The 23293-nt window shown below is 63.8% G+C and carries 27 protein-coding genes; 19 read left to right on the top strand and 8 right to left on the bottom strand.

The window, feature by feature from the left end; all coding sequences use genetic code 11:
* Positions 1-148 precede the first annotated feature (148 nt).
* The 4 genes from NKJ20_RS10080 to NKJ20_RS10095 are packed head-to-tail and all read left to right on the top strand — an operon-like array spanning position 149 to position 2362.
* Entirely contained in the window at positions 149-346 is a 198-nt protein-coding gene (locus tag NKJ20_RS10080; protein ID WP_023721050.1) for a hypothetical protein, read from the top strand.
* A 40-nt stretch (positions 347-386) separates the two neighbouring features.
* Complete coding sequence (locus tag NKJ20_RS10085) at positions 387-602, top strand: RNA-binding protein (RefSeq protein ID WP_352683016.1); 216 nt, start codon at positions 387-389, stop codon at positions 600-602.
* 42 nt (positions 603-644) lie between these two features.
* A complete protein-coding gene (locus NKJ20_RS10090) occupies positions 645-1280 on the top strand; it encodes a hypothetical protein (RefSeq protein WP_352683014.1) in 636 nt (211 codons plus the stop codon).
* 5 nt (positions 1281-1285) lie between these two features.
* Positions 1286-2362, top strand: a complete 1077-nt coding sequence (locus NKJ20_RS10095) for a helix-turn-helix domain-containing protein (protein WP_352743845.1) — start codon at positions 1286-1288, stop codon at positions 2360-2362.
* Between the two features lie 370 nt (positions 2363-2732).
* On the opposite strand, the gene NKJ20_RS10100 is transcribed toward NKJ20_RS10095, so the two are convergent.
* The 3 genes from NKJ20_RS10100 to NKJ20_RS10110 all read right to left on the bottom strand — a co-directional run bounded on the left by NKJ20_RS10100 (position 2733) and on the right by NKJ20_RS10110 (position 3957).
* Positions 2733-3233, bottom strand: a complete 501-nt coding sequence (locus NKJ20_RS10100; protein ID WP_352619584.1) for a hypothetical protein — start codon at positions 3231-3233, stop codon at positions 2733-2735.
* Between the two features lie 162 nt (positions 3234-3395).
* Positions 3396-3617: a hypothetical protein gene (locus tag NKJ20_RS10105; RefSeq protein ID WP_352743846.1), complete on the bottom strand. Its 222-nt coding sequence runs from the start codon at positions 3615-3617 to the stop codon at positions 3396-3398.
* 67 nt (positions 3618-3684) lie between these two features.
* Positions 3685-3957: a DUF4242 domain-containing protein gene (locus tag NKJ20_RS10110; protein ID WP_023677971.1), complete on the bottom strand. Its 273-nt coding sequence runs from the start codon at positions 3955-3957 to the stop codon at positions 3685-3687.
* A gap of 142 nt (positions 3958-4099) precedes the next feature.
* Between NKJ20_RS10110 and NKJ20_RS10115 the strand changes: the two genes are divergently transcribed.
* Positions 4100-6610: a helix-turn-helix transcriptional regulator gene (locus NKJ20_RS10115; RefSeq protein ID WP_352743847.1), complete on the top strand. Its 2511-nt coding sequence runs from the start codon at positions 4100-4102 to the stop codon at positions 6608-6610.
* 152 nt (positions 6611-6762) lie between these two features.
* On the opposite strand, the gene secA is transcribed toward NKJ20_RS10115, so the two are convergent.
* Entirely contained in the window at positions 6763-9495 is a 2733-nt protein-coding gene (gene secA, locus NKJ20_RS10120; RefSeq protein ID WP_352503207.1) for a preprotein translocase subunit SecA, read from the bottom strand.
* Positions 9496-9747: 252 nt separating this feature from the next.
* Between secA and NKJ20_RS10125 the strand changes: the two genes are divergently transcribed.
* Entirely contained in the window at positions 9748-10665 is a 918-nt protein-coding gene (locus NKJ20_RS10125) for a peptidylprolyl isomerase (RefSeq protein ID WP_352456658.1), read from the top strand.
* Between the two features lie 43 nt (positions 10666-10708).
* Here NKJ20_RS10125 and NKJ20_RS10130 read toward each other — a convergent pair whose 3' ends face one another.
* Positions 10709-11365, bottom strand: a complete 657-nt coding sequence (locus tag NKJ20_RS10130; protein ID WP_352743888.1) for a TetR/AcrR family transcriptional regulator — start codon at positions 11363-11365, stop codon at positions 10709-10711.
* 109 nt (positions 11366-11474) lie between these two features.
* Here NKJ20_RS10130 and NKJ20_RS10135 point away from each other — a divergent pair, with 109 nt between their 5' ends.
* On the top strand, positions 11475-11711 hold the full coding sequence (locus tag NKJ20_RS10135; RefSeq protein ID WP_352621682.1) for a putative antibiotic biosynthesis monooxygenase: 237 nt from the start codon (positions 11475-11477) through the stop codon (positions 11709-11711).
* Positions 11712-11714: 3 nt separating this feature from the next.
* Here the strand turns inward: NKJ20_RS10135 and NKJ20_RS10140 are convergent, their stop codons facing one another.
* On the bottom strand, positions 11715-12941 hold the full coding sequence (locus NKJ20_RS10140) for a caspase family protein (RefSeq protein ID WP_352743849.1): 1227 nt from the start codon (positions 12939-12941) through the stop codon (positions 11715-11717).
* 179 nt (positions 12942-13120) lie between these two features.
* Between NKJ20_RS10140 and argJ the strand changes: the two genes are divergently transcribed.
* From argJ to NKJ20_RS10165, 5 genes are all read left to right on the top strand, one after another.
* Entirely contained in the window at positions 13121-14362 is a 1242-nt protein-coding gene (gene argJ, locus NKJ20_RS10145) for a bifunctional glutamate N-acetyltransferase/amino-acid acetyltransferase ArgJ (RefSeq protein WP_352471333.1), read from the top strand.
* A complete protein-coding gene (locus NKJ20_RS10150; protein ID WP_352743850.1) occupies positions 14362-15141 on the top strand; it encodes a GNAT family N-acetyltransferase in 780 nt (259 codons plus the stop codon). The genes argJ and NKJ20_RS10150 overlap by 1 nt, the downstream gene beginning before the upstream one ends.
* Positions 15138-15560, top strand: a complete 423-nt coding sequence (locus NKJ20_RS10155) for a (deoxy)nucleoside triphosphate pyrophosphohydrolase (protein WP_023677979.1) — start codon at positions 15138-15140, stop codon at positions 15558-15560. The genes NKJ20_RS10150 and NKJ20_RS10155 overlap by 4 nt, the downstream gene beginning before the upstream one ends.
* A 127-nt stretch (positions 15561-15687) precedes the next feature.
* Positions 15688-15993: a hypothetical protein gene (locus NKJ20_RS10160; protein ID WP_352743852.1), complete on the top strand. Its 306-nt coding sequence runs from the start codon at positions 15688-15690 to the stop codon at positions 15991-15993.
* 126 nt (positions 15994-16119) lie between these two features.
* On the top strand, positions 16120-16299 hold the full coding sequence (locus NKJ20_RS10165) for a Flp family type IVb pilin (protein ID WP_352453066.1): 180 nt from the start codon (positions 16120-16122) through the stop codon (positions 16297-16299).
* 50 nt (positions 16300-16349) lie between these two features.
* On the opposite strand, the gene NKJ20_RS10170 is transcribed toward NKJ20_RS10165, so the two are convergent.
* Positions 16350-17222, bottom strand: a complete 873-nt coding sequence (locus tag NKJ20_RS10170) for a methyltransferase domain-containing protein (RefSeq protein WP_352453067.1) — start codon at positions 17220-17222, stop codon at positions 16350-16352.
* A gap of 54 nt (positions 17223-17276) precedes the next feature.
* Between NKJ20_RS10170 and NKJ20_RS10175 the strand changes: the two genes are divergently transcribed.
* Genes NKJ20_RS10175 through NKJ20_RS10195 form a run of 5 tightly spaced genes read left to right on the top strand, consistent with a single transcriptional unit; the run spans position 17277 to position 20378 of the window.
* Positions 17277-18077: a ComF family protein gene (locus NKJ20_RS10175; RefSeq protein WP_352743853.1), complete on the top strand. Its 801-nt coding sequence runs from the start codon at positions 17277-17279 to the stop codon at positions 18075-18077.
* Positions 18078-18105: 28 nt separating this feature from the next.
* Complete coding sequence (gene grxC, locus NKJ20_RS10180; protein ID WP_352743855.1) at positions 18106-18375, top strand: glutaredoxin 3; 270 nt, start codon at positions 18106-18108, stop codon at positions 18373-18375.
* A gap of 10 nt (positions 18376-18385) precedes the next feature.
* Positions 18386-19252 (top strand): carbon-nitrogen hydrolase family protein, encoded by an 867-nt coding sequence (locus NKJ20_RS10185; RefSeq protein WP_352743857.1) that lies wholly within the window; start codon positions 18386-18388, stop codon positions 19250-19252.
* Positions 19249-19674 (top strand): DUF1178 family protein, encoded by a 426-nt coding sequence (locus NKJ20_RS10190; RefSeq protein WP_352743859.1) that lies wholly within the window; start codon positions 19249-19251, stop codon positions 19672-19674. The genes NKJ20_RS10185 and NKJ20_RS10190 overlap by 4 nt, the downstream gene beginning before the upstream one ends.
* Positions 19675-19682: 8 nt before the next feature.
* The gene (locus NKJ20_RS10195; protein WP_352743860.1) at positions 19683-20378 is read left to right on the top strand and encodes a hypothetical protein; all 696 of its coding nucleotides are present in this window, start codon (positions 19683-19685) and stop codon (positions 20376-20378) included.
* A gap of 78 nt (positions 20379-20456) precedes the next feature.
* Here NKJ20_RS10195 and NKJ20_RS10200 read toward each other — a convergent pair whose 3' ends face one another.
* Positions 20457-21257 (bottom strand): SDR family NAD(P)-dependent oxidoreductase, encoded by an 801-nt coding sequence (locus tag NKJ20_RS10200; RefSeq protein ID WP_352743862.1) that lies wholly within the window; start codon positions 21255-21257, stop codon positions 20457-20459.
* 152 nt (positions 21258-21409) lie between these two features.
* Here NKJ20_RS10200 and NKJ20_RS10205 point away from each other — a divergent pair, with 152 nt between their 5' ends.
* Both NKJ20_RS10205 and NKJ20_RS10210 read left to right on the top strand, forming a co-directional pair.
* Entirely contained in the window at positions 21410-22630 is a 1221-nt protein-coding gene (locus tag NKJ20_RS10205; protein WP_352743864.1) for a helix-turn-helix domain-containing protein, read from the top strand.
* A 9-nt stretch (positions 22631-22639) separates the two neighbouring features.
* Positions 22640-23293, top strand: coding sequence for a Vgb family protein (locus NKJ20_RS10210; RefSeq protein WP_352743865.1), 654 nt, complete (start codon positions 22640-22642; stop codon positions 23291-23293).

The raw sequence follows: 23293 nt of genomic DNA on the forward strand, positions 1-23293 counted from the left end.
CGGCAGGCGGATGAGGGGCGGCGCGCTGCTCATATTCATCATTCGCGCAACCCTTTACCCCGCTCGGTAGTGTCTCAGTTTGAAATACGCGGAAGCGCCTATCCCGTTTGCCCCATATGCGAAAACGCCTATATGCTTAGCGGAAAGCATGGCAGCAACAATGGTCTACACTGTCATCTGGTATGGAAGACAGGGCATCGTCGACAAGGTGATCTTCGACGACGAGAAGACCGCGAAAGATCATGCAACCTCCATGTTCCAAACCCGAAAGGGTGACGATGGAATCGTGTCCGTTGAAGTTCGTAAGGACAACGGCGCTGTCGTTTTTAGCCATGCGGAGAACTAGGAGTGCCCACCGGACCTAAGGCCAGAAGCGCCCCGCCGACGTGATCGGCAACGCCGTCCGCGTCCTGCGCATTGCGACAGGCGAGAAAGCTGACGATGTGATTGACGACGGCAAGGACCCCACTGCCAAGGCCCTTGGCGCAGAGCGGAAAGAAGCGGCCGAGAATATGACGCCAGAGCGTCGCGCTGAGATCGCCAAAAAGGCTGCGGAAAAGCGTTGGGCAATCAGAAATAGCGCTTGCGTGTTAATAATTTAAACCATACTGTATGGTAAGATTCGTTAACACGGAGCTATCCACATGCCCCAAATGATTCCGACGCGCGTTCTCCGGGAAGAATGGGAGGTTCTACCGCGCCTTGAGTACCTGCAGCTTGAAAGGGCCAAGCTTCTCGTTGCTCGGAACATAGCCGTCGGCGCGGCGGCTGATGCGACCCTATTTTTCCCAGCCAATGCAGCCGGGACGTTCTCTTATCACTATGGCACCTTCTCGCTTCGGAATGAGTTTGTCGGAGCCGATTGGGTTCTTGACCGGACAAATGGTGTCGAAACAATCCGGAATGAGGCAAGGCGCATCAAGATCGTCTTTGCGAACGTCGACATCGCCTGCAGCGATCACCATGACCCGAAGCCGCGTTCCAGCAAGGGAGCTGGCGCGGAGCGCCTTTGCGCGGGCAATGACCTGTTTGGTGGCCTGCCTAGCTATGCTCCGGTCCATCAAGCCGACGAGAAAGGCTGGACTGTATACTACTTGATGGTTGCTCCGGACGGGGCGGCCGAATTGAGTTGTCCCGTTGTGAAGGGCGGTCGATTTACGCATTTTGTGGAGCGGCTTTTCCTCTCGGATGGCAGTGATCTGGATGCAGAGCCGAAGCTGTCGTTTGATAGCGATGATGTCGCCGATGATTTCGACCCGAAGGTTGCTCGCAAGAAGTAATCGTCATGGCATTCAATCCGAAAAGGCTCGTCCTCGCTCGGAAACGACGGCGGATGACAGGTAAAGGACTCGCTGAAGCTGCGGGGTTGTCCCCGATTACCGTTTCGCGCATCGAAAACGGAGAAAACGAACCCGACGAGATGAGCATCGGCAAGCTTGCCACCGCGCTGGACTACCCGGCAACCTTTTTCCACCTGGATGACCCTGACGAGCTTGATACGACAGCCGTTAGCTTTCGCAGTCTTTCAAAAATGAGCGCGAAGGAACGGGATGCGGCGATCAACGCAGGACGCCTGGGTTTGGAACTTAGTGATTGGCTTGAAGAGCAATTCAGCCTGCCCGACACCAACCTTCTCGACTTAAGCTATGAAACAGACCCGGAAGTGGCCGCCCGCGCTCTGCGCGGGTATTGGAATCTCGGCGAGAAACCAATCGGCAATATGCTTGGCCTGCTAGAGGTCCACGGCGTGAGGGTTTTCTCTCTGTCGGAAGCAACTAGCTCTGTCGATGCCTTTTCGTTCTGGCGCGACGAGAGGCCTTATATCTTTTTGAACAATTACAAGACGCCAGAGCATAGCATTTTCGATTCTGCCCATGAGCTATGTCATCTGGTGATGCACAGGCACGCTGGTGCGCAACGGTCACGTCTTGCCGAACGCGAGGCAAACCAATTCGCTTCGGCATTCTTGATGCCGGAACACGACGTGCGTTCACGTGTGCCCCGATTCATTACCGTAGATATTATCCTCCGTGCGAAAGCCCGCTGGCGCGTATCTGCGATGGCGATGGCGTATAGGCTTCATTCATTGAGCCTGCTCACGGAGTGGCAATACAAATCAGCCTGCATTGAACTAGGCCGCCGTGGCTATCGAACCGGTGAGCCGAACGGCATCGAGCGCGAAACGTCGGCGGTTTGGCGAAAGATTCTCGCTCATCTTTGGAGCGAGCGCATGACGAAACATGAGATCGCAGCATTGCTGCATCTGCCGCCAGACGAACTAGAGGGATTGATTTGGGGTTTGGCAGGACCGGTCGTTCGACCAGACCGCGACGATATTCTCGCGCCGCTGCGCATCATATGATGTGAGCGCCCGGCGCGAGGCTGTGCGCGACGAAACTCCCGGCCATCGACCTGATCGATGGCGACGGACTATGCGACCTGCTGAAGGACCAGAAGATCGGCGTGCAGGTGAAGATGGTTGAGGAAATGACTGTGGACGAAGCCGCCTTCGCGGGATTTTGGCGGGTCAAGCCTGCGGGACAGCGCCCCCTCTCTGGCCTGGCCTTCGAAGCCCTACAAGCCAAGCAATTGGCTTTTTGTCCGCTGCGCGGACCGCTTCTCACTCCGCTCGGGTGGGTAGGGAGATTGGCCAACCGCGGACGTCCCCGCTGCCCCTCATCCGCCCGTCGGGCACCTTCTCCCCGTAGAACGGGGAGAAGGAAGAGCCCCGCTTACATCCCCTTCATCGCATCACATGAAACATTCGGGTTCATGTCCGCGAACGCGCCGGTCGGGTTGCCCTTCCAGGCCCAGACATGCAGCTCGTAGAACGGGCCGAGGCCATAGCGGTTGGGCGCGCTGTTGAAGTTGAACAGATGCCCATCGAGCGAGGCCGGGCCTTTCGAGGTGATGTATTCGACCGCGATCAGTTTTAGCGTGCCGTCGGCCATCGGCTCGTACATCACCGCTTCCGGCTTGGCGACATCGACCGCGTCATCCTTGAGGTAGCCGGGATTGACGTAGTGGATGCCCATGGCGCCGCCGGTGATGCCGCTGGCGCAAGGGATGGGCGCATAGCCCTCGGCGGTCGCCGCTGCCACATTCTCGAAGCGGCTGTTGGCCGCGCGTACCATGTCGGCCAGCGGATTGCCGTCCTTTGCCTGGGCCGCGGTGGCGGCGATCGACAGGATGGCCAGGGCGGCAAGGCGCCCGGTGCAAAGATTGATGTTCATGTTCTCTCCGGTTGTTTGAGGACGCGCACCGATCGGGTCTGCTCAACGCTGCGGCGTCCGTTGGAATTTTGCGAAACAGGTCGCTCGTCCTGTTTTTATGTCGGCCGCAATGATGCGGCCGGTTGCACGGCTTGTTTCAGCCCGTCCAAACGGCGCGGCGGCCTAATGGTCCCACCAATAATATTCCCAGTATTCGCGCCGCTGCTCACGGTCCGGCAGTCCCATGTCCTGCCTCAGATAATCGTCTTGCGGGGGCAGCCGGCGCCGCCTGCCCAGCAGACGCGAAGGCAGCGCCGCGGCGATCCGCCATAGACGGCCAAGCAGGGAACCGCCGGGGTTTCCCACGACAGGCGCCGGTTCGCCGACCGGCATGCTATCAGGCATGTCGCAATTGCCGCGAATGGCAGTTTGATACTCATCCTTTTGTCCGCCACTTGGGGTTTGCCTGCCATCAACGGTAAAAGTAGGGGTCAAGAACCCGCACCTCCGTGATCTTGTCGACAGGCAGCGAATTCTTCTGGGCGGTGCTGCGGATCGCCTCGGGCGAGGGCGCGTCGTAGATGCAGAAGCTGCGCTTCTTGTCCGGCGACACGTAGGACTGCAGCCAGGTAACGCCCTTTTCGGCATTGCGCATGACGACACCGCCCAGCGCGTCGGCGCCGGCTTCGTTCATCGGCACGTTGAGGCCGTCCGGGAATGTGCGTTCAATCAGATAGCGAGGCATCGAAGCCTTCCTTTCTCCAGTGGGTCACGCCCGGTTTGAGCGCGGCTCGACATTGATCACGCCCGGCAAGAGCGCACATCGGAACCTTTCCCCATTTTTGGCGGGACGATTCCCTATGTTGGCAGCGTTATGGACGGGGGATATGTTGGCGGGTCCATCGCGGGTCCGCCTTTTCGGCGAACTCGATCTGCGTGAGCGAATGATGCTTCTGGAACGGCAGACACAGCTGGATCGACTCGACGGGCTGCTGGCCGATGCCGGGCGCGGGCGTGGCTGCGTCGCGGTGCTTGCTGGCGAGGCCGGAGCCGGCAAGACCGCGCTTGTCGAGGCCTTCATCGACCGGACTGCGCAAGCCACGCGCATATTCCGCAGCGCCTGCGAGGATCTGTCGGTACCCGATCCGCTCGGGCCGCTTTACGATCTGGCGCGGGACGCGCAATGGGCGCTGCCGCAGGCGATCGATTATCGGCAAGGACAGAGGCTGCCGCTGTTTTCGGATGCGCTCGACATCTTCGAGACAAAGGCGCAGCCGACCCTGCTGGTGATCGAGGACCTGCACTGGGCCGATGATGCGACGCTCGATTTCGTCCGCTTTCTCGGTCGGCGCATCGCCAACAGGCATCTCTTGCTGCTGCTGACGGCGCGCACCGATCGCAGCGAGGGACAGATGCGGGTGCGCCGCGCGCTCGGCGAGATACCGGCAGGCAGCGTCGCGCGCCTCGACGTGCCGCTGCTCAGCGACGCGGTTCTGGCGCGCGCCGAGCGCCTGTCGGCCGGCGCCCGCGCGATGCTCGACGCGGTGTCGGTGTTTCCACGGCGGGCCGATGCCTGGGCGTTGCAGGGCCTGTGCGGCGTCGCCAGCGCCGGCCAGCTTGCCGAATGCGTCGCCAACGGCTTGCTGGAGGATCTGGGAGACGGCTATGCGTTCCGGCACGAGATCGCCCGCCGCGCCATCGAAGCGATGCTGACGACGAGCCACCGGCGGCAGTTCAACCAGCGCGCCCTGGCCGCCCTGCTCGAAAACAGTGAGGTCTCCACCGGCCGCCTCGTGCATCACGCGGTGGAGGCGCACAATCTGCAGGCAGTGCGCGAACTGGCCCCGGTTGCGGCGCGCGAGGCCTCCCGCGTCGGCGCCCATCGCGATGCGGCCGGCTTCTACGAAGCCGTGTTGCGGCAGGCCGTCAGCCTGCCGGTGGAGGAGCGCACGGCGCTCCATGAGAAATATGCCTTCGAGTGCCACCTCATCGGCAAGATCGACGAGGCCATCGCCGCGCAGGACCAGGCGCGCCGGCTGCATCAGGCCCAGGGGAATACGGCGAAGGAAGGGGATTGCCTCAGATGGCTGTCGCGCTTTGCCTACCTGCTTGGCGACCGCATGGCTGCCGATGCCCTTGGCGAGCAGGCGGTTCAGCTGCTGGAGACCGCGCCGGCCGGGCCGGAGCTCGCCATGGCCTATTCCAACCTCTCGCAACTGGCGATGCTGGCCGAAAGGCTCGACGACACGCTGCGGCTCGGCAACAAGGCGATTGCGCTCGCCGAACAACTGAACCGGCCCGACATCGTCTGCCACGCGCTCAACAATGTCGGCAGCGCCGAGCAGTGGCTGGATCTGGCAAACGGACGGCTGCACCTTGCCCGAAGCCTGGAGATCGCGCTGGAGCAGAATTTTCAGGAACATGCGGCGCGCGCCTTCACCAACAGCGCCTGCAGCGAGATGAACCAGCTCGGCTTCGCTGAGGCGCGGTCGTTCCTCGATCGCGGCATCAACTATTGCGTCGAAAACGATCTCGTCACCTGGCGCGACTATATGCGCGGCGTGCTGGCCCAGTTGCTGCTGCGCCAGGGGCAATGGGAAGAGGCTGCCGGCGAGGCGCTCGAGGTGATCGCCAACGACCAGGCGACGATGCTGGTCCGCTATCCCGCCGTGGTCGCCCTGGCAAAGCTGCGGATACGGCGCGGCGACCCGTCCGCCGAGCCGCTTTTTGCCGAAATGACGAAGTTCCTGGACAAGGGATTGGAATTGCAGCGGCTGGCGCCCTATGCGGCGCTGATGGCCGAACGGGCGTGGCTCGGCCAGGCTGACAAGGATGAGGCGCTCGGCCTGATCGCACTGGCTGAGAGCTTGTCGACGACGCGGGCGGTTTTCGGCGAGCTGGCGACGTGGCGGCAGAAGCTGGCGCCGGACATGGATCCAGGCGATACCGTCGGCATGGCTGCGCCTTACCGGCTGTTGCTCGCCGGCGACTGGCGGGCGGCGGCAGAACTATGGGCCGAGATGAACGCGCCCTACGAACGCGGGCTGGCGTTGGCAGAGGGCGACGAGACCGCGCAGCGCCTGGCGCTGGAGATTTTCGAAAGCCTCGGCGCCAGACCGGTCGCCGTTCACCTGCGCGATATCATGCGCCGCAACGGTGTCAACGGCATCGCAAGGGGGCCGCGCCGAACCACGCGCGCCAATCGCGCCGGCCTGACCCAGCGCCAGATGGAGGTGCTGCAACTGATCGAGCGCGGCTTTTCCAACAAGCGGATTGCCGAGCACCTGACCATCTCGCCGAAGACGGTCGATCACCACGTCTCGGCGGTTCTGGGCAAGCTGGACGCGGTTTCGCGCGGCGAAGCCACCGCCGCGGCGCGCGATTCGGGGTTGATTTGAGAAGCGAATAAATCAAAGGCCGGCGATCCTTCGCGCCCCCCTCTGGCCTGCCGGCCATCTCCCCCTCAGGTGGGGAGATTGGCTAATCGCAAACGCTGGCTCCGCCCTTCGGGCACCTTCTCCCCGTGAACGGGGCGAAGGAAAGCAGTGCCTTACGCAAACGCCCCATGGCAATGCTTGTATTTCTTGCCCGACCCACAGGGGCAAGCCTCGTTGCGGCCGACCTTGCCCCAGGTCGCCGGGTTCTTCGGGTCGCGATCTTCGGGGGCGACGATGGCGTTGGTCTCCTGGCGGACCAGAACGGCCGTCTCGCCGCCTTCGAAATCGTCCTCGCCGGTGAAGCCGTCGATATGGCTGCCGAACATGTCGGGCGCCTCGGGCGGCGGCGCATCGGCCGCCTGGCGAACCAGTTCGACGCGCATCAATTGCGCGGTGACAGCCTGGCGCAGATTGCCCAGCATCGCCTGGAACAGCTCGAACGCCTCGCCCTTGTACTCCTGCAGCGGATCGCGCTGCGCATAGCCGCGGAAGCCGACGACCGAGCGCAGATGGTCGAGATTGACGATGTGCTCGCGCCACAGATGGTCGAGCGTCTGCAGCACCACCGAGCGCTCGACATAGGTCATCACGTCGGGGCCGAAGCGCTCGGCGCGTTCCTTGGCGGCGGCCTCGGCGGCCTGGCTGATGCGCTCGCGGATGTCGTCCTCGGCGATGCCTTCTTCCTTGACCCAGTTCTCGACCGGCAGATCGAGATTGAGGAATTCGGCGATCTCGGCCTTGAGGCCGGCAACGTTCCACTGCTCGGCATAGGCGTTTTCGGGAATGTTCTTGGCGACGATCTCCTCGATGACGCCTTCGCGCATCTCTGTGATGGTCTCGGACAGGCCCTCGCCGTCCATCAGCTCGATGCGCTGCTCGAACACCACCTTGCGCTGGTCGTTGGAGACGTCGTCATATTTCAAGAGGTTCTTGCGGATGTCGAAGTTGCGCGCCTCGACCTTCTTCTGCGCCTTTTCCAGCGCCTTGTTGATCCAGGGGTGGATGATCGCCTCGTCTTCCTTGAGGCCGAGCTTCTGCAGCATGCCGTCCATGCGCTCGGAGCCGAAGATGCGCATCAGGTCGTCCTGCAGCGACAGGAAGAATTTCGAGCGGCCGGGATCGCCCTGGCGGCCCGAGCGGCCGCGCAACTGGTTGTCGATGCGGCGCGATTCATGGCGTTCGGTGGCGAGCACGTAGAGGCCGCCGGCGGCGAGCGCCTTTTCCTTCAGCCGGGCGATGTCGTCGCGGATTTCCTTTTCCCTGGCCTCGCGCTCGGGGCCGGCCGGCATGTCGCCAAGCTCCTCGGCGATGCGCATGTCGGCATTGCCGCCGAGCTGGATATCGGTGCCGCGGCCGGCCATGTTGGTGGCGATGGTGATGGCGCCGGGCTTGCCGGCCTGGGCGACGATCGCCGCCTCGCGCTCATGGTGGCGGGCGTTCAGCACCTCGAAATCCTTGAAACCTTCCTTGCGCAGGCGCTCGGCCAGTTGCTCGGACTTCTCGATGGAAGTCGTGCCGACCAGCGTCGGCTGGCCCTTGGCGCGGGCTTCCTTGATCTCCTTGACGATCGCCTTGTATTTCTCCTCGACCGTCCGGTAGACCTCGTCGTCTTCGTCAATGCGGATGACCGGCAGGTTGGTCGGAATCTCGGTGACGTCGAGATTGTAGATGTTGGCGAACTCCTCGGCCTCGGTCAGCGCCGTGCCGGTCATGCCGGCGAGCTTCTTGTAGAGGCGGAAATAGTTCTGGAAGGTGACCGAGGCGAGCGTCTGGTTCTCCGGCTGGATCGCCACATGCTCCTTGGCTTCGAGCGCCTGGTGCAGGCCCTCCGAATAGCGGCGGCCGGGCATCATGCGGCCGGTGAACTCGTCGATGATGACGATCTCGCCGTTGCGTACGATGTAGTCCTTGTCCCGCTGGAACAGCCGGTGCGCCTTCAGCGCGTTGTTGACGTGGTGGACGATGGCGACGTTCTCGACGTCGTAGAGCGACTCGCCCTTGAGCAGGCCGGCATCGCGCAGCATGTTCTCCAGCTTCTCGGTGCCTTCCTCGGTGAAGATCGACGTCTTCTGCTTCTCGTCGATCTCGTAGTCCTGCGGCTGCAGCTGGATGATGAAGGTGTCGATGGTGTTGTACATTTCCGAACGGTCCTCGAGCGGACCGGAAATGATCAGCGGCGTGCGCGCTTCGTCGACCAGGATGGAATCGACCTCGTCGACGATGGCGTAGCTGTGACCGCGCTGCACCATCTGGGCGCGCTCGTATTTCATGTTGTCGCGCAGATAGTCGAAGCCGAGCTCGTTGTTGGTGGCGTAGGTGACGTCGGCGGCGTAGGCGACGCGGCGCTCCTCGTCGGACAGGCCGTGGACGATGACGCCGACCTTGAGGCCGAGGAATTTGTAGACGCGGCCCATCCATTCGGAGTCGCGCGTGGCCAGATAGTCGTTGACGGTGACGACATGCACGCCGTTGCCGGCGAGCGCGTTGAGGTAGACCGGCAACGTCGCCACCAGCGTCTTGCCTTCGCCGGTGCGCATCTCGGCGATGCCGCCATTGTGCAGCACCATGCCGCCGATCAGCTGCACGTCGAACGGCCGCATGCCGAGCACGCGGCGGGCGGCCTCACGCACGGTGGCGAAGGCCGGCACCAGGAGGTCGTCGAGACTGGCGCCGTTGGCGATGTCCTGGCGGAATTTGTCCGTGCGGGCCTGAAGCTCGGCGTCGGAAAGCGCCCGCATCTCGTTTTCCATGGCATTGATCGCCTCGACGCGCGGCCGGGTCGATTTGACCCGACGATCGTTGGAGGAGCCGAAAACCTTACGGGCGAGACCGCCGAGACTGACCATCCAATGGCCCTTTCGATAGCATTCCAAGTCATTGCGACGGGCGCCGGCTGGCCCCATCAACTCAACGTGAACGCGGACAAACGCAAAAAGCGCCCGGAAAACGGTTCTGGACGCAAAGTCGTTGGACAGATAAGAGGGGGCTCATTCGATGTCAACGCCGCGCTCGCCCTGTCGACCGCGCCAAATTCCGCCACAATCTTGCTGGTCTGGAAGCCATTCCGCTCTAGCTACCCCGCTTTGGAGATAATCGTAATGTCAGTATTGTTCCGCCGCGCGTCGCTCGCCAGCCTTGGTCTGGCATTCGGGCTATCGGCCCTCTCGCTGTCGCCGCTGATGGCACAGGAAGCCGCCCCTGCCCAGCCGGCAGCACCCGCTCCGGCGGCCAAGCCGGTCGATCCGAACGCCGTGGTCGCCACCATCAACGGCCAGACGCTGACCGAGGCAGACCTTGGGCTTGCCGAGGGCGAGCTGTCGCAGCAGTTCGCGCAGCTTCCGCCCGAGCAGCGCCGCGCCGCGGCGCTTTCGGCGGCGATCGAAATCCGCGTGATGGCGGCTCAGGCGGTGACCACCGGCCTCGACAAGGATCCCGACTTCCAGCGCCGCATGGCCTTCCTGCAGCAGCGCGCGCTGCATGGCGAAATGGTCGAGAAGGGCGTCGTCGACAAGGTTACCGATGCCGAGGTCCGCGCCCGCTACGACCAGGAAATCGCCAACACGCCGCCCACCAATGAGGTGCACGCCCGTCACATCCTCGTGAAGACGAAGGAGGAGGCAGACGCCATCATCAAGCAGCTCGACGGCGGCGCCGACTTCCAGAAGCTTGCCAACGAGCACACCAGCGATCCGAGCGGCAAGACCAGCGGCGGCGATCTCGGCTGGTTCGGACCTGGCCAGATGGTGCCGGAATTCGACAAGGCGGTGTTTGCGCTGGCGGTCGGCAAATATACCGACCAGCCGGTGCAGTCGCAGTTCGGCTGGCATGTCATCAAGGTCGAGGACAAGCGCACCAAGCAGCCGCCGGCGTTCGACCAGGTCAAGGACCAGGCGCGCCAGGCGGTCATCCGCGACAAGTATTTCGCGCTGGTCAAGTCGCTGCGCGCCAACGCCAAGGTCGACATCCCCGATGCGAACCTGAAGAAGACGGTCGACGCGCTGGAAAGCGCCAAATAGGCCAGATTGGGCTACGACAGGGCGCGCTGCCGCCCTGTCGCTTCTATTTGGTAGGGCGAGCGATGATGCGTCGACGCCGCCGCCGGACCGCCGTGGCGTCGCCGGCATCCTCAGCGACGATGCCTTTCAAGACATAGCCGACCGCCCTGCGTAAGATCGCCTCGTCCTCGTCCAGGCGGTCTGTCAGAAGGTGCGCCCAGGCAAACGAGGCGATCAAGTCGGCGACGACAGTGGCATCGACGTCGGCAGCTATCTCTCCCCTTGCCTTGGCGCGTTCGACCATCTGGCCGGTATGGACACGACGCCCTCTTGCGTATTCGGCGAGGGCGGCGGCGGCTTTTTCGTCCGACTGCGCCTCGGCAATCAGCGATCTGAACACGCTGCCCGACGATGTGTCGCGCCAATGCGCGAACAAGCTCTTCAGGAAGCCGACGAGATCCTCCGCAAGGTTCCCGGTATCGGGATTGTCGACGCGCTTTTGCCGCTGGTAAACATCGAGCAGCAAGGCGGCCTTGCTTGGCCACCAGCGATAGATCGTCGGTTTTCCGGCGCGTGCGCGGCGCGCCACCGCCTCGATCGAGAAGCCGGAATAGCCGGCTTCGACCAGTACCGCCTCGGCGGCATCGAGAATGGCATCGGCGCTTTCCGGGCTGCGCCGTGCGCCAGCCGACTTGCGCCCGGGATCGGTGATTTCGCCCATCTCTTCTTCCTTACCCGCGATTTCAGCAGCCATCATATACAACTCTTGACGAAACGGAACGATCCGTTTTATATGTAACGGAACGTTCCGTAACGATAAGGAGAGTTTGATGAACTCGACCGCCGTGACCCGCTTTTCGCGCCTGCGCTTCGCCCTGCTGGTGCTGCTCGGCGTGTATCCGCTGATCACTGCCATTTTGTACGTGGTTTTTCCGCTGACGCAGGAATGGCAAATCTGGCAGCGCACGCTGGTCATCGCGCCGCTGATGGTCTCGATCATGATCTGGGGGCTGATTCCGGGCGTGCAGCGGGTGTTTCGCGGGTTCATCAACCCAGCGGTCCGCTGATGTTCATTCCAGCGCTTGCGACGTTTCCGACGCAACGCGCCACGCGCCATCGGCGAGCACGAGTTCCAGCGTCACCCGCGCCTTGCCGGTCAGGCGCTGCGCCGATTTGTCCTTCGGCACATAGTCGTAGCGCATGGCGAAAACCACGTCGGCACGGTCCTGGCCGTGCGGCGTCACCTCAAGGCTGCCGGGCTCGAGACCGAACGACCACGATGCCCATTGCGCGAACCAGTCGGTCTTGACCTTGACGATCGCCTCGCTGTCGTAGCGCGTGCCGTAGATGATGGCCGACGAACCGTATAGCCGCTTGACGGTTTCGCGCATTCTCCTGGCATCAGGCGCCAGATAGTCCTGGCGCAGAAACTGCTCGATGGCGCTCTTGTCGCCGACGGAGCGTTCGAGCGCAGCCACCTGCGACGCGGGAGCCGGGCTGACGGCCGGTTTCGGTTGCTGGGCAGTGTCTGCGCCCGGAACGAATTCGAAACGCTCGAGCAGCGACCCCTGCTCCCAGGGACGCTGCGCCTCGCGCGTTGCGGAAACGACGTCGCGGCGCACCGCGATCATCATGTCGTTGATGCTCTGTCCGGGCTCGGCCATATGCCGCAAAAGTGCCGCCGCAAAGGGCGAGTTGCGCCCCGTCCCGTCCATTGCGACGGCGCCGGGCGCCGTCGAGAAGGCGATGAACGAGCCGCGTGTCGACTCGAACTGGGCAAGACCGGCGAGAGCCGTCGCCGAGCGCGTCGTGGTGCTGCGGCTGAGACTTCGGGCAAACGGGTTGTTGCGGCAGGCATCGAGGAAGACCAGGCTGACCTTGGTCTGCTGCTCCATGATGTCGAGAACCTCGTCGATCGGCACCGCCTCGAGCTGCAGCTTGACCGGCATGTCCAGCCGGGCGTCGACCGGCACGATGAAGTTGCGCCCGTCGACCTGCAGGCCGTGGCCGGCATAATAGAACAGCCCGGCACCGGCACCCTGCAGCGCATCGGAGAATTCGCCGATCTTGCGTTCGAGCTCGCGCTTGCCGAGATCGTTGCCTTCGATCACCTCGAAACCGATGGCGCGCAGCTTGTCGGCGATGTCGAGCGCATCGTTGACGGGATTGGCCAGCGTGCCGGCTTCGGCGTAGCTGCCGTTGCCGACCACAAGCGCCACGCGCCGCGCCGTCTGCGCATCGGCGCGCAGCAGCAGAAAGCCCAGAAACGCCAGTGCCAAGACCACAAGCCTGCCCATGGGGCAGGATCATAGCGCTATCGGTCGCAGCGACGCCAACAAATTTGCAACAGCCTGCTTGCTGCATGAGGCGGTGTCAGGCTTCCGGCACCCGTAACGGCTGTGAAACGCCTTGCGCCAGCGCGTGCTATCGGGCAAACCGGCGTTCCTTTCGCGATTTTTCCCGCCCGGGGTCTTCCATGTCCACACAGGTTTCGCCGCTCGCGCCGAAGAAATATCCCAAGATGCCGGTGATCGAGGGCGTGCGCATCGCCACCGCCGAGGCCGGCATAAAATACAAGAACCGCACCGACTTGCTGGCCATGGTGTTCGACGCCGGCACCACCGTCGCCGGCGTGTTCACCAGGTCGAAATGCCCGTCGGCGCCAGTTGATTTCTGCCGGCAGAACCTCGTGGCTGGCAAAGCACGCGTGCTGGTCGTCAATTCCGGCAATGCCAATGCCTTTACCGGCCAGAAAGGCCGCGCCTCGACGGCACTCACGGGCGAGGTGGCGGCGAAAGCGGCCGACTGCACAGCGGGCGAGGTGTTCCTGGCCTCGACTGGCGTGATCGGCGAACCGCTCGACGCCGGCAAGTTCAGCCATCTGCTGGCCGGTCTCGTCAAGGACGGCAAGCCGGAATTGTGGACCGAAGCCGCCAAGGCGATCATGACCACCGACACCTATCCCAAACTGGCGACCGCGACGGTCAAGCTCGGCGATGCCGACGTCACCATCAACGGTATCGCCAAGGGGGCCGGGATGATCGCGCCCGACATGGCGACGATGCTTTCCTTCATCGCCACCGATGCGCCGATCGCAGCACCCGTGCTGCAGGACCTCCTGTCGCGTGGCACGGCCAAGACCTTCAACGCGGTTACAGTCGACAGTGACACCTCGACCAGCGACACGCTGCTGATGTTCGCCACGGGTGCTGCCGCCAGGCGTGGCGCGCCGGCAATTTCCGACCCCAAGGATGCGCGCCTCGGCGCCTTCCGCCGTGCCCTTGGCAAGGTGCTGAAATCGCTGGCACTGCAGGTGGTGCGCGACGGCGAGGGCGCCCGCAAGCAGGTCGAGGTCACCGTCACCGGGGCCAAATCGGCCCGCTCGGCCAAGCGCATCGCGCTGTCGATCGCCAATTCGCCGCTGGTCAAGACGGCAGTCGCCGGCGAGGACGCCAATTGGGGCCGCGTCGTCATGGCCGTCGGCAAGGCCGGCGAACCGGCCGACCGCGACCTTCTGTCGATCTGGTTCGGCGACAACCGCCTGGCCTATCAGGGCGAGCGCGACGCCGCCTATTCCGAGGAGGCGACTTCGGCGTATATGAAGCGCGACGAGATCCGCATCCGCGCCGATATCGGCATCGGCCGCGGCAAGGCGACGGTGTGGACCTGCGATCTCACCAAGGAATATGTCGCCATAAACGGCGATTATCGGAGCTGATGGCGTTGGCTTCCAGACATCCGGCAAGCGTGTTGGCGATCGTGCGCCGCTATGAGGCGGCCGGCTTTCGCGCCTGGCCGGCGGCCGCCGTCCATTATGACGGCACCTGGGTGGTTCGGCTGACGGCCGGCCACCCGGCCAAGCGGCTGAACTCGGTCAATCCGCTCGATCCGGGCGACATCCAGCACATTGCCGAGCGCATCGGCCGTGCCAGCCGCCGCTTCGACGCCTATGGCAGGCCGCTGACCTTTCGCATCTCGCCGCTGTCGGGGCCGGATCTCTCAAAGTACCTCGACGGCGAAGGCTGGAGCACATTCGCGGAGTCGCTGGTCATGCGGCTGCCGCTGGCGGACGCCACGCTCGACGACGCCATGGACCAGATTCCGTTGAAGGACATCAGCCGTTTCATCGGCGCGGCGCTCAAGGTGAGCGGCTCGGATGTGTCGCTGCGGCCGGGCCTGTCGGAGATCATCGGCGCCATCCAGCCGGAGGCCGGGCTGTTTGCGCTGGAGGCCGGCAGCGAACCGCTGGCAACGTTGATCTGCGTGCATGACGGCGACCTTGCCGGCCTGTTCGAGATCGCCACCGACAGGTCGGTGCGCAACCAGGGCCATGGCCGCCATCTCATCCGGTCGGCGCTGAAATGGGCGCGGCTGCGCGGGGCGCGGGAAGCCTGGCTGCAGGTCGAGGCGGACAACGCGCCGGCGCTGGCGCTCTACCGTTCGCTCGGATTCGACGAAGTCTATCGCTATCGCTATCGCCGGCCACCCGGCGCATGAGCGGCTTGGATACGATCGGCAAACGCCTGCTCCTGGTCGCGGCCTGCGCGCTGGTCGATGCCGACGGGCGCGTGCTTTTGGCGCAGCGGCCCGAAGGCAAGCAACTCGCCGGCCTGTGGGAGTTTCCGGGCGGCAAGGTCGAGCCCGGTGAGACGCCGGAACAATGCCTGATCCGCGAATTGTACGAGGAGATCGGCATCGAAACCGACATCCCTTGCCTGGCGCCACTCACCTTCGCCAGCCATTCCTACGATGATTTTCACCTGCTGATGCCGCTGTTCGTCTGCCGTCGATTCCGCGGCATTGCCCAGCCGAAGGAAGGCCAGGTGCTGAAATGGGTGCGGCCGCGCCAGATGCGCGATTTTCCAATGCCGCCGGCCGATGCCCCGCTGATCCAGTTCCTCATCGATCTGCTGTAACGGCCGACCTGCCGTAAATCGGGCAGCGCCGCAACGCGCTGGCAGCAGCGTTAATGAAAGATTTATCTGACCGTGAAAAATTGACGCTAGGCGGTTACGCCGATTCCACCGCTGGGGAGCGATTGGCATGAGCCTTGAAAAGGACCGGGACTCGCCTTGGCCGGACCGCCTTCCTGGCGCCGCCAATGCCGGCATGGGAATATTGCGCATCGCCCTCTTGTTCGGCTCGGCCGCGGTGGCTCTGGCCTTGATCGCGACGCCCTACCTCGACAGCCGGACCCGCTCGCAGTTTGCCCGCGACGGGCTTGATACGATGAGCACCGGCTCGATCGGCCAGCGCGACAGCTATACGCTACGCAAGAGCGTGCTGCAGCCGCTGCCCAGTTCGGTCTGCGTTATACGGGCCGATGGCAGAAGCAGCGGCGACTGCTGACTCCTCAACAGATCTCTAGGATTCGGCTGTTTCCTAGAATGCAGCTGGTTCACCGCGCGTTAAGCCTGTCGCATTAACCTTTCTTAACGGGTCGGCGCTAGGTTCGGGCAAGAGGGATGGGCGCCCATGAAAATCTTGCTGCAACGATTTCTAGAAGACGAGAGGGGTGCGACGGCTATCGAATATGGTTTGATCGTCGCCGTGCTGTCGCTTGCCATTGTCGCTGGTATTGGCCAGGCTGCCGGCGCCATCCAGTGGTTGTTCAGCGACAACAGCAGCAAGCTTGCCAACGCCTTTGCACAGTGACCCGCTTAGCTTTTGCGTGGGATACGCTTAGCTTTTGCGCAAGGATGCGCTCAGGGGCCGCCGGGGTTTTCCAGGATTGTCTTCAGCGATATTTTTGCGGAGCCCGGCTTCAGCGGCTTTTGCTGAGAGGCATCGGGCGCCCAGCCTGACATCCAGACCACCGAGAAACTCGCCCTGACGCGGCCATCGGCATCCGAAAACCGCTCCGCATAGATTTCGGCGGCGCGCGCGAACAGCGCTCGCGTGCCCGGTCGCCTGCTGCGGTCGACAAGCGCGCTGGTCTCGCCCATGGCGCGCAGGTCGGCGACCAGGCCAAATAGCGAATCGTAGCGCACCGTGATCGTCTCGACGTCGGCAACCGGCAGTGCCAGGCCGGCGCGCTGCAGCAGCGCGCCGGCATCGCGGACGTCGGTGAACGGGATCACACGCGGGCTGGCGCCGCCATAGAGTTCGGTCTCGGCGGCAAGCAGGCTTTCGCGCAGTTCGGAGAGTGTGCCTGTGCCGGCGAAGGCGCCGAGGAAAAGCCCGTCCGGCTTCAGCGCCCGGCGGACCTGCACCAGCATGCCGGGAATGTCGTTCATCGCCTGCAGCGACAGCAGCGAGACTGCGAGGTCGAGGCTTTCCGGCTCGAATGGCACGGTTTCCAACGGCGCCAACAGTCCTGGCTGGCCACCCAGGAAAGCGGCGTCGGCCTCGACGCGCACGTTTTCCGTCACCTTGCCGCTTTCGGCGAGCACCTCTGCTGCTGCCGGCGTCTGGCAAAACAATGAGGCCGCCTTGCCGAACCTGCGTTCGACGGCGCCGAGCCGGTCGGCAAGATCCTCGGCCGCCCGCCGCATGAGGAAATCCGCGCCGGCGATGGGACGGGTCAGTGCCCGGCGCTTGCGCGCCAGCCAGAGCGAGGTGTCAATTACAGGCTGCAATTGGCAGGTCCTTGTGCTTCGCTCTCTGATATAGTGATGCGGAGGACCAACCACGTGGCCGATCCCATGCCAGAGATCAAGCGTATTGCGATCAAGAGCATTGCCCGCAAGGCATTGGGCTGGCCAGCGCGCCTCTTGTTCCCGCCGGTCTGTGCCGGCTGCCGCCGCCATGTCTCGCAGCCCGGCGTGTTGTGCGGCGCCTGCTGGCCGAAACTCAGGTTGCTGGAACGGCCATGGTGCCCGGTGATGGGCACGCCGTTCACCCACAATATGGGTGAGGGTTTCCTGTCGGCGGAGGCTATAGCCGACCCGCCGCCGTTCGAACGCGCGCGGGCGGCGGTTGCCTATTCCGGCGTTGCCCGCCAGATGGTGCAAGGGCTGAAATACCAGGACCGCACCGATCTGGCGCCGTGGATGGCGCGCTGGATGCTTCGCGCCGGTGCCGAACTCATCGCCGAGGCCGATGTGGTCGTGCCGGTGCCGCTGCACTGGCGGCGTTTCTTCCGACGGCAGTTCAACCAGTCGGCGGAACTGGCGCGGGCGGTGGCGCAGCTCGGGGAGCGGCCTTTCGCGCCATCAGCCATCAGGCGCGTCAAACTCACGCGCCAGCAGGTCGGGCTTGAGCGGCGGGAACGCGAGGAAAATGTTCGCGCCGCATTCAAAGTGCCTGATGACGCGGAGATCGAAATCGCCGGCCGCCGGGTGCTGCTGATCGACGATGTCTACACCACCGGCGCCACCGTCCGCGCGGTCGCCAAGGCGTTGAAGAAGGGCGGTGCCGGCGCGGTCGACGTACTGACCTTCGCGCGTGTGCTGCCGGGGGACTTTCGGGCCGACGAATCGGCGCCTATATAGCCTAGGAACGAGGCAGGATTGCTGACCGATGGTCGATGTGACGATCTACACGCGGATGATGTGCGGCTATTGCACCGCGGCCAAGCGGCTGCTCGACAGGAAGGGTGTCGCCTACACCGAGCACGACGCCTCCTTTTCGCCGGAGTTGCGCCAGGAGATGATCTCCCGCGCTCACGGCCGTTCCACCTTTCCGCAGATATTCATCGGCGACACGCATGTCGGCGGCTCCGACGATCTCCACGAATTGGAGGCGGAAGGACGGCTGGACAAATTGCTCGCCAACGGCTCGGCCAGATAAGGACATGACGATGGGTGGTTTCAAGGCGGCGGCGATCCAGATGCGTTCGGGAACCAGCCCGGAGCGCAATGCGGTCGATCTGGAACGGCTGGTGCGCGAGGCAGCAGGCCTTGGCGCGACCTATATCCAGACGCCGGAAATGACCGGCGCGCTGATCCGGGACAGCCAGGCGCGGGCCGCTTCCTTCACCTCCGAAGACAAGGACATCGTCGTCTCGACGTCGCGGCGGCTGGCCAGCGAGCTCGGCATTTTCCTGCATATCGGCTCGACCGCCATTCTGCGCGCCGACGGCAAGCTTGCCAACCGCGCCCTTCTGTTCGGGCCGGACGGCGCCACGATTGCCACCTACGACAAGATCCACATGTTCGACGTCGATCTCGACGAAGGCGAGAGCTGGCGCGAATCCGCCGCCTATGAGCCAGGCACCGAGGCCGTCGTCGCCGAAATCAATGGCGCGAAGCTCGGCTTTGCCGTCTGCTACGATCTGCGCTTTCCGCAGCTGTTCCGTGCCGAGGCGCTGGCCGGCGCCGATCTGCTTTCGGTGCCCGCCGCCTTCACCCGCCAGACCGGCGAAGCGCATTGGCACGTGCTGCTCAGGGCGCGTGCCATCGAGAACGGCGCCTATGTCGTTGCCGCCGCGCAAGGCGGCGTGCACGAGGACGGCCGCGAAACCTATGGCCATTCGCTGATCGTCGATCCCTGGGGCCGCGTCATCGCCGAGGCGGCGCATGACGAGCCGGGGGTGATCGTCGCCGAGATCGACCCGGCGCAGTCAGTCGCTGCGCGCAAAAAGATACCGAATCTCAAAAACGCACGCGATTTTGCCGTAAACGCCGGTTCGGCGCAGGCGCCGCGTCTCAGGGGTGCCGCCTCTTGATCCGCTTTTCCCTGATCTGCGAACACGAGCACGAATTCGAAGCCTGGTTCCGCAGCAACGACGATTTCGACACCCAGAAGAAGCGCGGCTTCGTCGACTGCCCGGCCTGCGGCTCGCACAAGGTCGACAAGGCGCTGATGGCGCCTGCCGTCTCCACCGGGCGCAAGCGCGAAAGCATCGCGCTGGCCATGGGCGAGGCGCAGAAGCAGGCGCTGGTGCAGCTCAAGGCCATGGCCGACAAGGTGCGCGAGAATGCCGACTATGTCGGCGACAAATTCGCCGAGGAAGCGCGCAAGATCCATTTCGGTGAAAGCGATCCGCGCGGTATCTATGGCGAGGCGACGCTAGACGAGGCCAAGAGCCTGGCCGAAGACGGCGTCGAGTTCATGCCTATTCCAAGCTTCCCCGACGACCGCAACTGAGGAAAGTCTTGCCCCATCCGGAGAAGACTGAAAAGCGGCGTAGTTCAGAGATAGTGATCCGTGTTTTCAGCTGGTTGGCTATAAAGTCGATCGACAAGAGAACGATCGATGGGTTGCCAATTTTCTATAATGGCGAGAGCGGTGGGAAAGATGCAGATAAGGTTGCCGCCGCGCTGCGATTGATTCAAGAATTTGACCCTGTTCGATATAGCCGCCTGGTCCGCGATCTCAAACGGATCTGGATTACAATCAATCCAGGTGCCGTTGCGCAATTTGTGAAATCGACTTCGACTTGCGAGCTTGATCGGCGATTTGTTCTAGGCGAGCACACGCTGACCGACCAGATCGCCAGCGCGATAGTGCATGAGGCGACGCATGCGCGTCTCCATCAGCGAGGCATTGGCTATGAGGAGGAATTGCGCCACCGGGTGGAGTGGGTTTGCATGAGACGTGAACTGGCTTTTGCGGCGAAACTGCCGGACGGGGCGAGTATTCGTCAATGGGTCGAAGCTCGACAAACGGAACCTTCGGATTTTTCCAATGTAGCGATGAATGGTCGGCAAATTGATAGCGCGCGTGATGCCTTGCTCCATCTCAATGCTCCAGGTTGGCTGGCAGACTTGATCGTCTTTTTCGCCCGGCGGCGATATCAGAGGCGTATCAGGCGACAAGAAGCTGAAGCGCATTTCGACAAGCGAAAATGATGCTCCGTTTCGCTTGTGGGGGATTCGCTTCCGCCCAGAGCGGCGATGCCGCCGCCCCCCGCACAAGCGTCCGCAATTTCAGGCCGAGCAGCAAGGATGGGGCTCGCGGGCAATCGTTTCGCTGCTTCTTTCATACCCACTGCCTGACGGGCTTGCTTCACTTGACGGGCTTGCTTCCGCATAGGCTGCAAACTGGCGTTCAAGCGCCTTGACTGCACTGCTGCGCCAGCCCTCCGCCAGGGATTCCGACATGGGATCGGGGAAGATTTCCTCTTCGCCGTTCTCCACGCCGTCCAGGATCGCGCGCGCGACAGACTCCGGAGAGGCTTTCGCGATGTCCAGGCCCCGGGTCATGTCCGTGTCCACCGGGCCGGGAAGGACCCTGTGGACGCTGACACCCCGTCCGGCCAAAAGGGTGCGCAACGACTGCGACAGCGAGAACGAGGCCGCCTTCGAGACCGAGTAGGCCGGACTGAACGGCACGGCGGCAATCGAGGCCAGCGACAGAATGTTGACGATGGCTCCCCGCGACCGGGCGAGCAACGGCAGCAGAGCCTGGGTAACGTCGTACGAGCCGAAGAGGTTTACGGCGAGCTGTTGTTCGAGCACACGACGGTCGCTGAGGTCATCGATGGGCGATACGCCGGCGTTGTTGATGAGGATATCGAGAGCATCGATCTTCTCGACGGCTTCCCGGATCTGCGCAGCGTTGGTCACATCCATGGTCAGGGACGTCACACGCCGGTCCGGATGAGCCATCGGTTGGCGGGTTGCGGCATAGACGCGCTTTACGCCTCTGCTCAGGGCTTCCTCGACCAGTGCCCGACCGATGCCCCGGTTGGCTCCAGTCACCAGGATGGTTGTACCTTCGATCTTCATTGCGTCTCTCCTAATGCTTATCGTTGTGTTCGAGCGTTGGCGCGCCGCAACTCAGGTTGGCTACAGTCGCCGTTGTCGATACGACTGGTTGGTGAGATGGACTTAGCGCCGGGCATCGAAGCCATGGGAGTGACAAGTGTGACGGGATTCCGATGGACTCGCTGATCACGGCCGCGGCGCATGCGCTGGCGACGGGCGATCCGCTCGGCGCCTTGAAGCGGGTTGCGCTGCGCGACGATGCGCCGGCACTGGCGTTGCGCGGTATCGCGATGGCGCAGCTTGGCGACCTGGTTCGGGCGAAGGTTCTTCTCAAGAGGGCGGCGCGCGCATTCAGCCCGAGGGAGGCCGTGGCCCGCGCGCGGTGTATCGTCGCCGAGGCCGAGATCGCGCTCGTCTCGCGCGACCTTACCTGGCCGGCCAAGGCACTCGACGCCGCACGGGCGACGCTCGAAAAGCATGGCGACCGCGTCAACGCCGCGCATGCGCGCAACCTCGACGTTCGGCGCCTGCTGCTGATCGGCCATCTCGACGAAGCCGAGCGCAGGCTGGACGGCTTCGATCCCTCGCCGCTGCCGCCGGCATCGCGGGCCGCCCACGAGCTGGCTGTCGCCGGCATCGCCATCCGCCGCTTGCGGACCGGCCCTGCGCGCGCCGCGCTTGGCCTGGCGGCGCGGGCGGCGCGCGCGTCCGGCATCCCCGCGCTGATCGCGGAGGTGGAGAGCGCATCGCTGGTGCTGGACACGCCGGCCGCACGCCTTGTCGCGCGTGGCGGGGAACGGCCCCTCCTGCTCGATGAAGTCGAGGCGCTCCTGGCGTCGGGGGCGCTCGTGGTGGATGCATGCCGCAATGTGGTGCGGGTCGCAGACACCGTCGTCTCGCTGGCGACCCGCCCGGTGCTGTTCGCGCTGGCCCGCGCGCTGGCCGAAGCCTGGCCGGGGGACGTGGCAAGAGCGACGCTCATTGCGCGCGCTTTCCGCGGAAAGGACGCGGACGAATCACATCGCGCTCGGTTACGGGTCGAAGTCGGGCGGCTTCGCGCGGAGCTTCGGAGCTTGGCGGATGTGAGCGCGACGAAGCGGGGCTTTGCGCTGGCCCCGCGCCGCGCAGGTGAGGTCGTCGTGCTGGCGCCACCCGTCGAAGAAGAGCATGCCGCCATGCTCGCCTTCCTCGCCGACGGCGAATCTTGGTCGAGTTCGGCCCTGTCGATTGCGCTTGGAGCCAGTTCGCGTACCGTGCAGCGAGCGCTCGAGCAGCTCGCCCAGGCCGGCAAGGTGCAGTCGTTCGGCCGCGGACGGGCGCGTCGCTGGATGACCCCGCCGCTGACGGGTTTCCCGACAATCTTGTTACTCCCCGGCCCACTGCCGGGCTACTAGGATGGAATTATGGAACGATCCGCAGCCGAAATCCTTCGAGAATATGGACCCTTTCCGGGTGTCGACCACGTGGACGGCGTTACCTTCGACGGTGAGCATGTCTGGTTTGCCTCAGGCGACAGATTGAACGCCTTCGATCCGGCAAGCGGCAAAGTGGTGCGCTCGATCGAGGTCGCGGCACACGCCGGGACGGCCTTCGACGGCCAGCACCTCTATCAGATCGCCGAGGATCGTATCCAGAAGATCGATCCGAAGAATGGCCAGGTGCTGGCGACGATCCCGGCGCCCGGCAATGGCGGTGATTCCGGGCTCGCCTGGGCCGAAGGAACGCTCTGGGTCGGGCAGCATCGGGGCCGAAAGATTCATCAGGTCGATCCCGAGACAGGGGCAATCCTTCGCACCATCGTTTCCAACCGCGTCGTCACCGGCGTCAGCTGGGTCGACGGCGAGCTATGGCATGGCACCTGGGAGGGTGAGGAGAGCGATGTCAGGCGGATCGATCCTGAAACGGGAAAGGTCCTTGAGAAGCTCGATATGCCGCCGGGAACAGGCGTGTCGGGGCTCGAATCCGATGGCGGCGACCAGTTTTTCTGTGGCGGCGGAAACAGCGGCAAGATCAGAGCTGTTCGCCGGCCCAAACGAGGCTCGGCGACCAGGATTTAA

Origin of the sequence: Mesorhizobium sp. M0185 (genome assembly GCF_040322175.1) — a bacterium.
In the GTDB taxonomy this organism is placed as follows: Bacteria; Pseudomonadota; Alphaproteobacteria; order Rhizobiales; family Rhizobiaceae; genus Mesorhizobium.

Bases quoted from the DNA above. Each gene is read 5' to 3' on its own strand.
- NKJ20_RS10080 (WP_023721050.1), top strand. From the start codon at position 149: ATGGCAGCAACAATGGTCTACACTGTCATCTGGTATGGAAGACAGGGC.
- NKJ20_RS10090 (WP_352683014.1), top strand. From the start codon at position 645: ATGCCCCAAATGATTCCGACGCGCGTTCTCCGGGAAGAATGGGAGGTT.
- NKJ20_RS10095 (WP_352743845.1), top strand. From the start codon at position 1,286: ATGGCATTCAATCCGAAAAGGCTCGTCCTCGCTCGGAAACGACGGCGG.
- NKJ20_RS10100 (WP_352619584.1), bottom strand. From the start codon at position 3,233: ATGAACATCAATCTTTGCACCGGGCGCCTTGCCGCCCTGGCCATCCTG.
- NKJ20_RS10105 (WP_352743846.1), bottom strand. From the start codon at position 3,617: ATGCCTGATAGCATGCCGGTCGGCGAACCGGCGCCTGTCGTGGGAAAC.
- NKJ20_RS10110 (WP_023677971.1), bottom strand. From the start codon at position 3,957: ATGCCTCGCTATCTGATTGAACGCACATTCCCGGACGGCCTCAACGTG.
- NKJ20_RS10115 (WP_352743847.1), top strand. From the start codon at position 4,100: ATGTTGGCGGGTCCATCGCGGGTCCGCCTTTTCGGCGAACTCGATCTG.
- secA (WP_352503207.1), bottom strand. From the start codon at position 9,495: ATGGTCAGTCTCGGCGGTCTCGCCCGTAAGGTTTTCGGCTCCTCCAAC.
- NKJ20_RS10125 (WP_352456658.1), top strand. From the start codon at position 9,748: ATGTCAGTATTGTTCCGCCGCGCGTCGCTCGCCAGCCTTGGTCTGGCA.
- NKJ20_RS10130 (WP_352743888.1), bottom strand. From the start codon at position 11,365: ATGGGCGAAATCACCGATCCCGGGCGCAAGTCGGCTGGCGCACGGCGC.
- NKJ20_RS10135 (WP_352621682.1), top strand. From the start codon at position 11,475: ATGAACTCGACCGCCGTGACCCGCTTTTCGCGCCTGCGCTTCGCCCTG.
- NKJ20_RS10140 (WP_352743849.1), bottom strand. From the start codon at position 12,941: ATGGGCAGGCTTGTGGTCTTGGCACTGGCGTTTCTGGGCTTTCTGCTG.
- argJ (WP_352471333.1), top strand. From the start codon at position 13,121: ATGTCCACACAGGTTTCGCCGCTCGCGCCGAAGAAATATCCCAAGATG.
- NKJ20_RS10150 (WP_352743850.1), top strand. From the start codon at position 14,362: ATGGCGTTGGCTTCCAGACATCCGGCAAGCGTGTTGGCGATCGTGCGC.
- NKJ20_RS10155 (WP_023677979.1), top strand. From the start codon at position 15,138: ATGAGCGGCTTGGATACGATCGGCAAACGCCTGCTCCTGGTCGCGGCC.
- NKJ20_RS10160 (WP_352743852.1), top strand. From the start codon at position 15,688: ATGAGCCTTGAAAAGGACCGGGACTCGCCTTGGCCGGACCGCCTTCCT.
- NKJ20_RS10165 (WP_352453066.1), top strand. From the start codon at position 16,120: ATGAAAATCTTGCTGCAACGATTTCTAGAAGACGAGAGGGGTGCGACG.
- grxC (WP_352743855.1), top strand. From the start codon at position 18,106: ATGGTCGATGTGACGATCTACACGCGGATGATGTGCGGCTATTGCACC.
- NKJ20_RS10185 (WP_352743857.1), top strand. From the start codon at position 18,386: ATGGGTGGTTTCAAGGCGGCGGCGATCCAGATGCGTTCGGGAACCAGC.
- NKJ20_RS10200 (WP_352743862.1), bottom strand. From the start codon at position 21,257: ATGAAGATCGAAGGTACAACCATCCTGGTGACTGGAGCCAACCGGGGC.
- NKJ20_RS10205 (WP_352743864.1), top strand. From the start codon at position 21,410: ATGGACTCGCTGATCACGGCCGCGGCGCATGCGCTGGCGACGGGCGAT.
- NKJ20_RS10210 (WP_352743865.1), top strand. From the start codon at position 22,640: ATGGAACGATCCGCAGCCGAAATCCTTCGAGAATATGGACCCTTTCCG.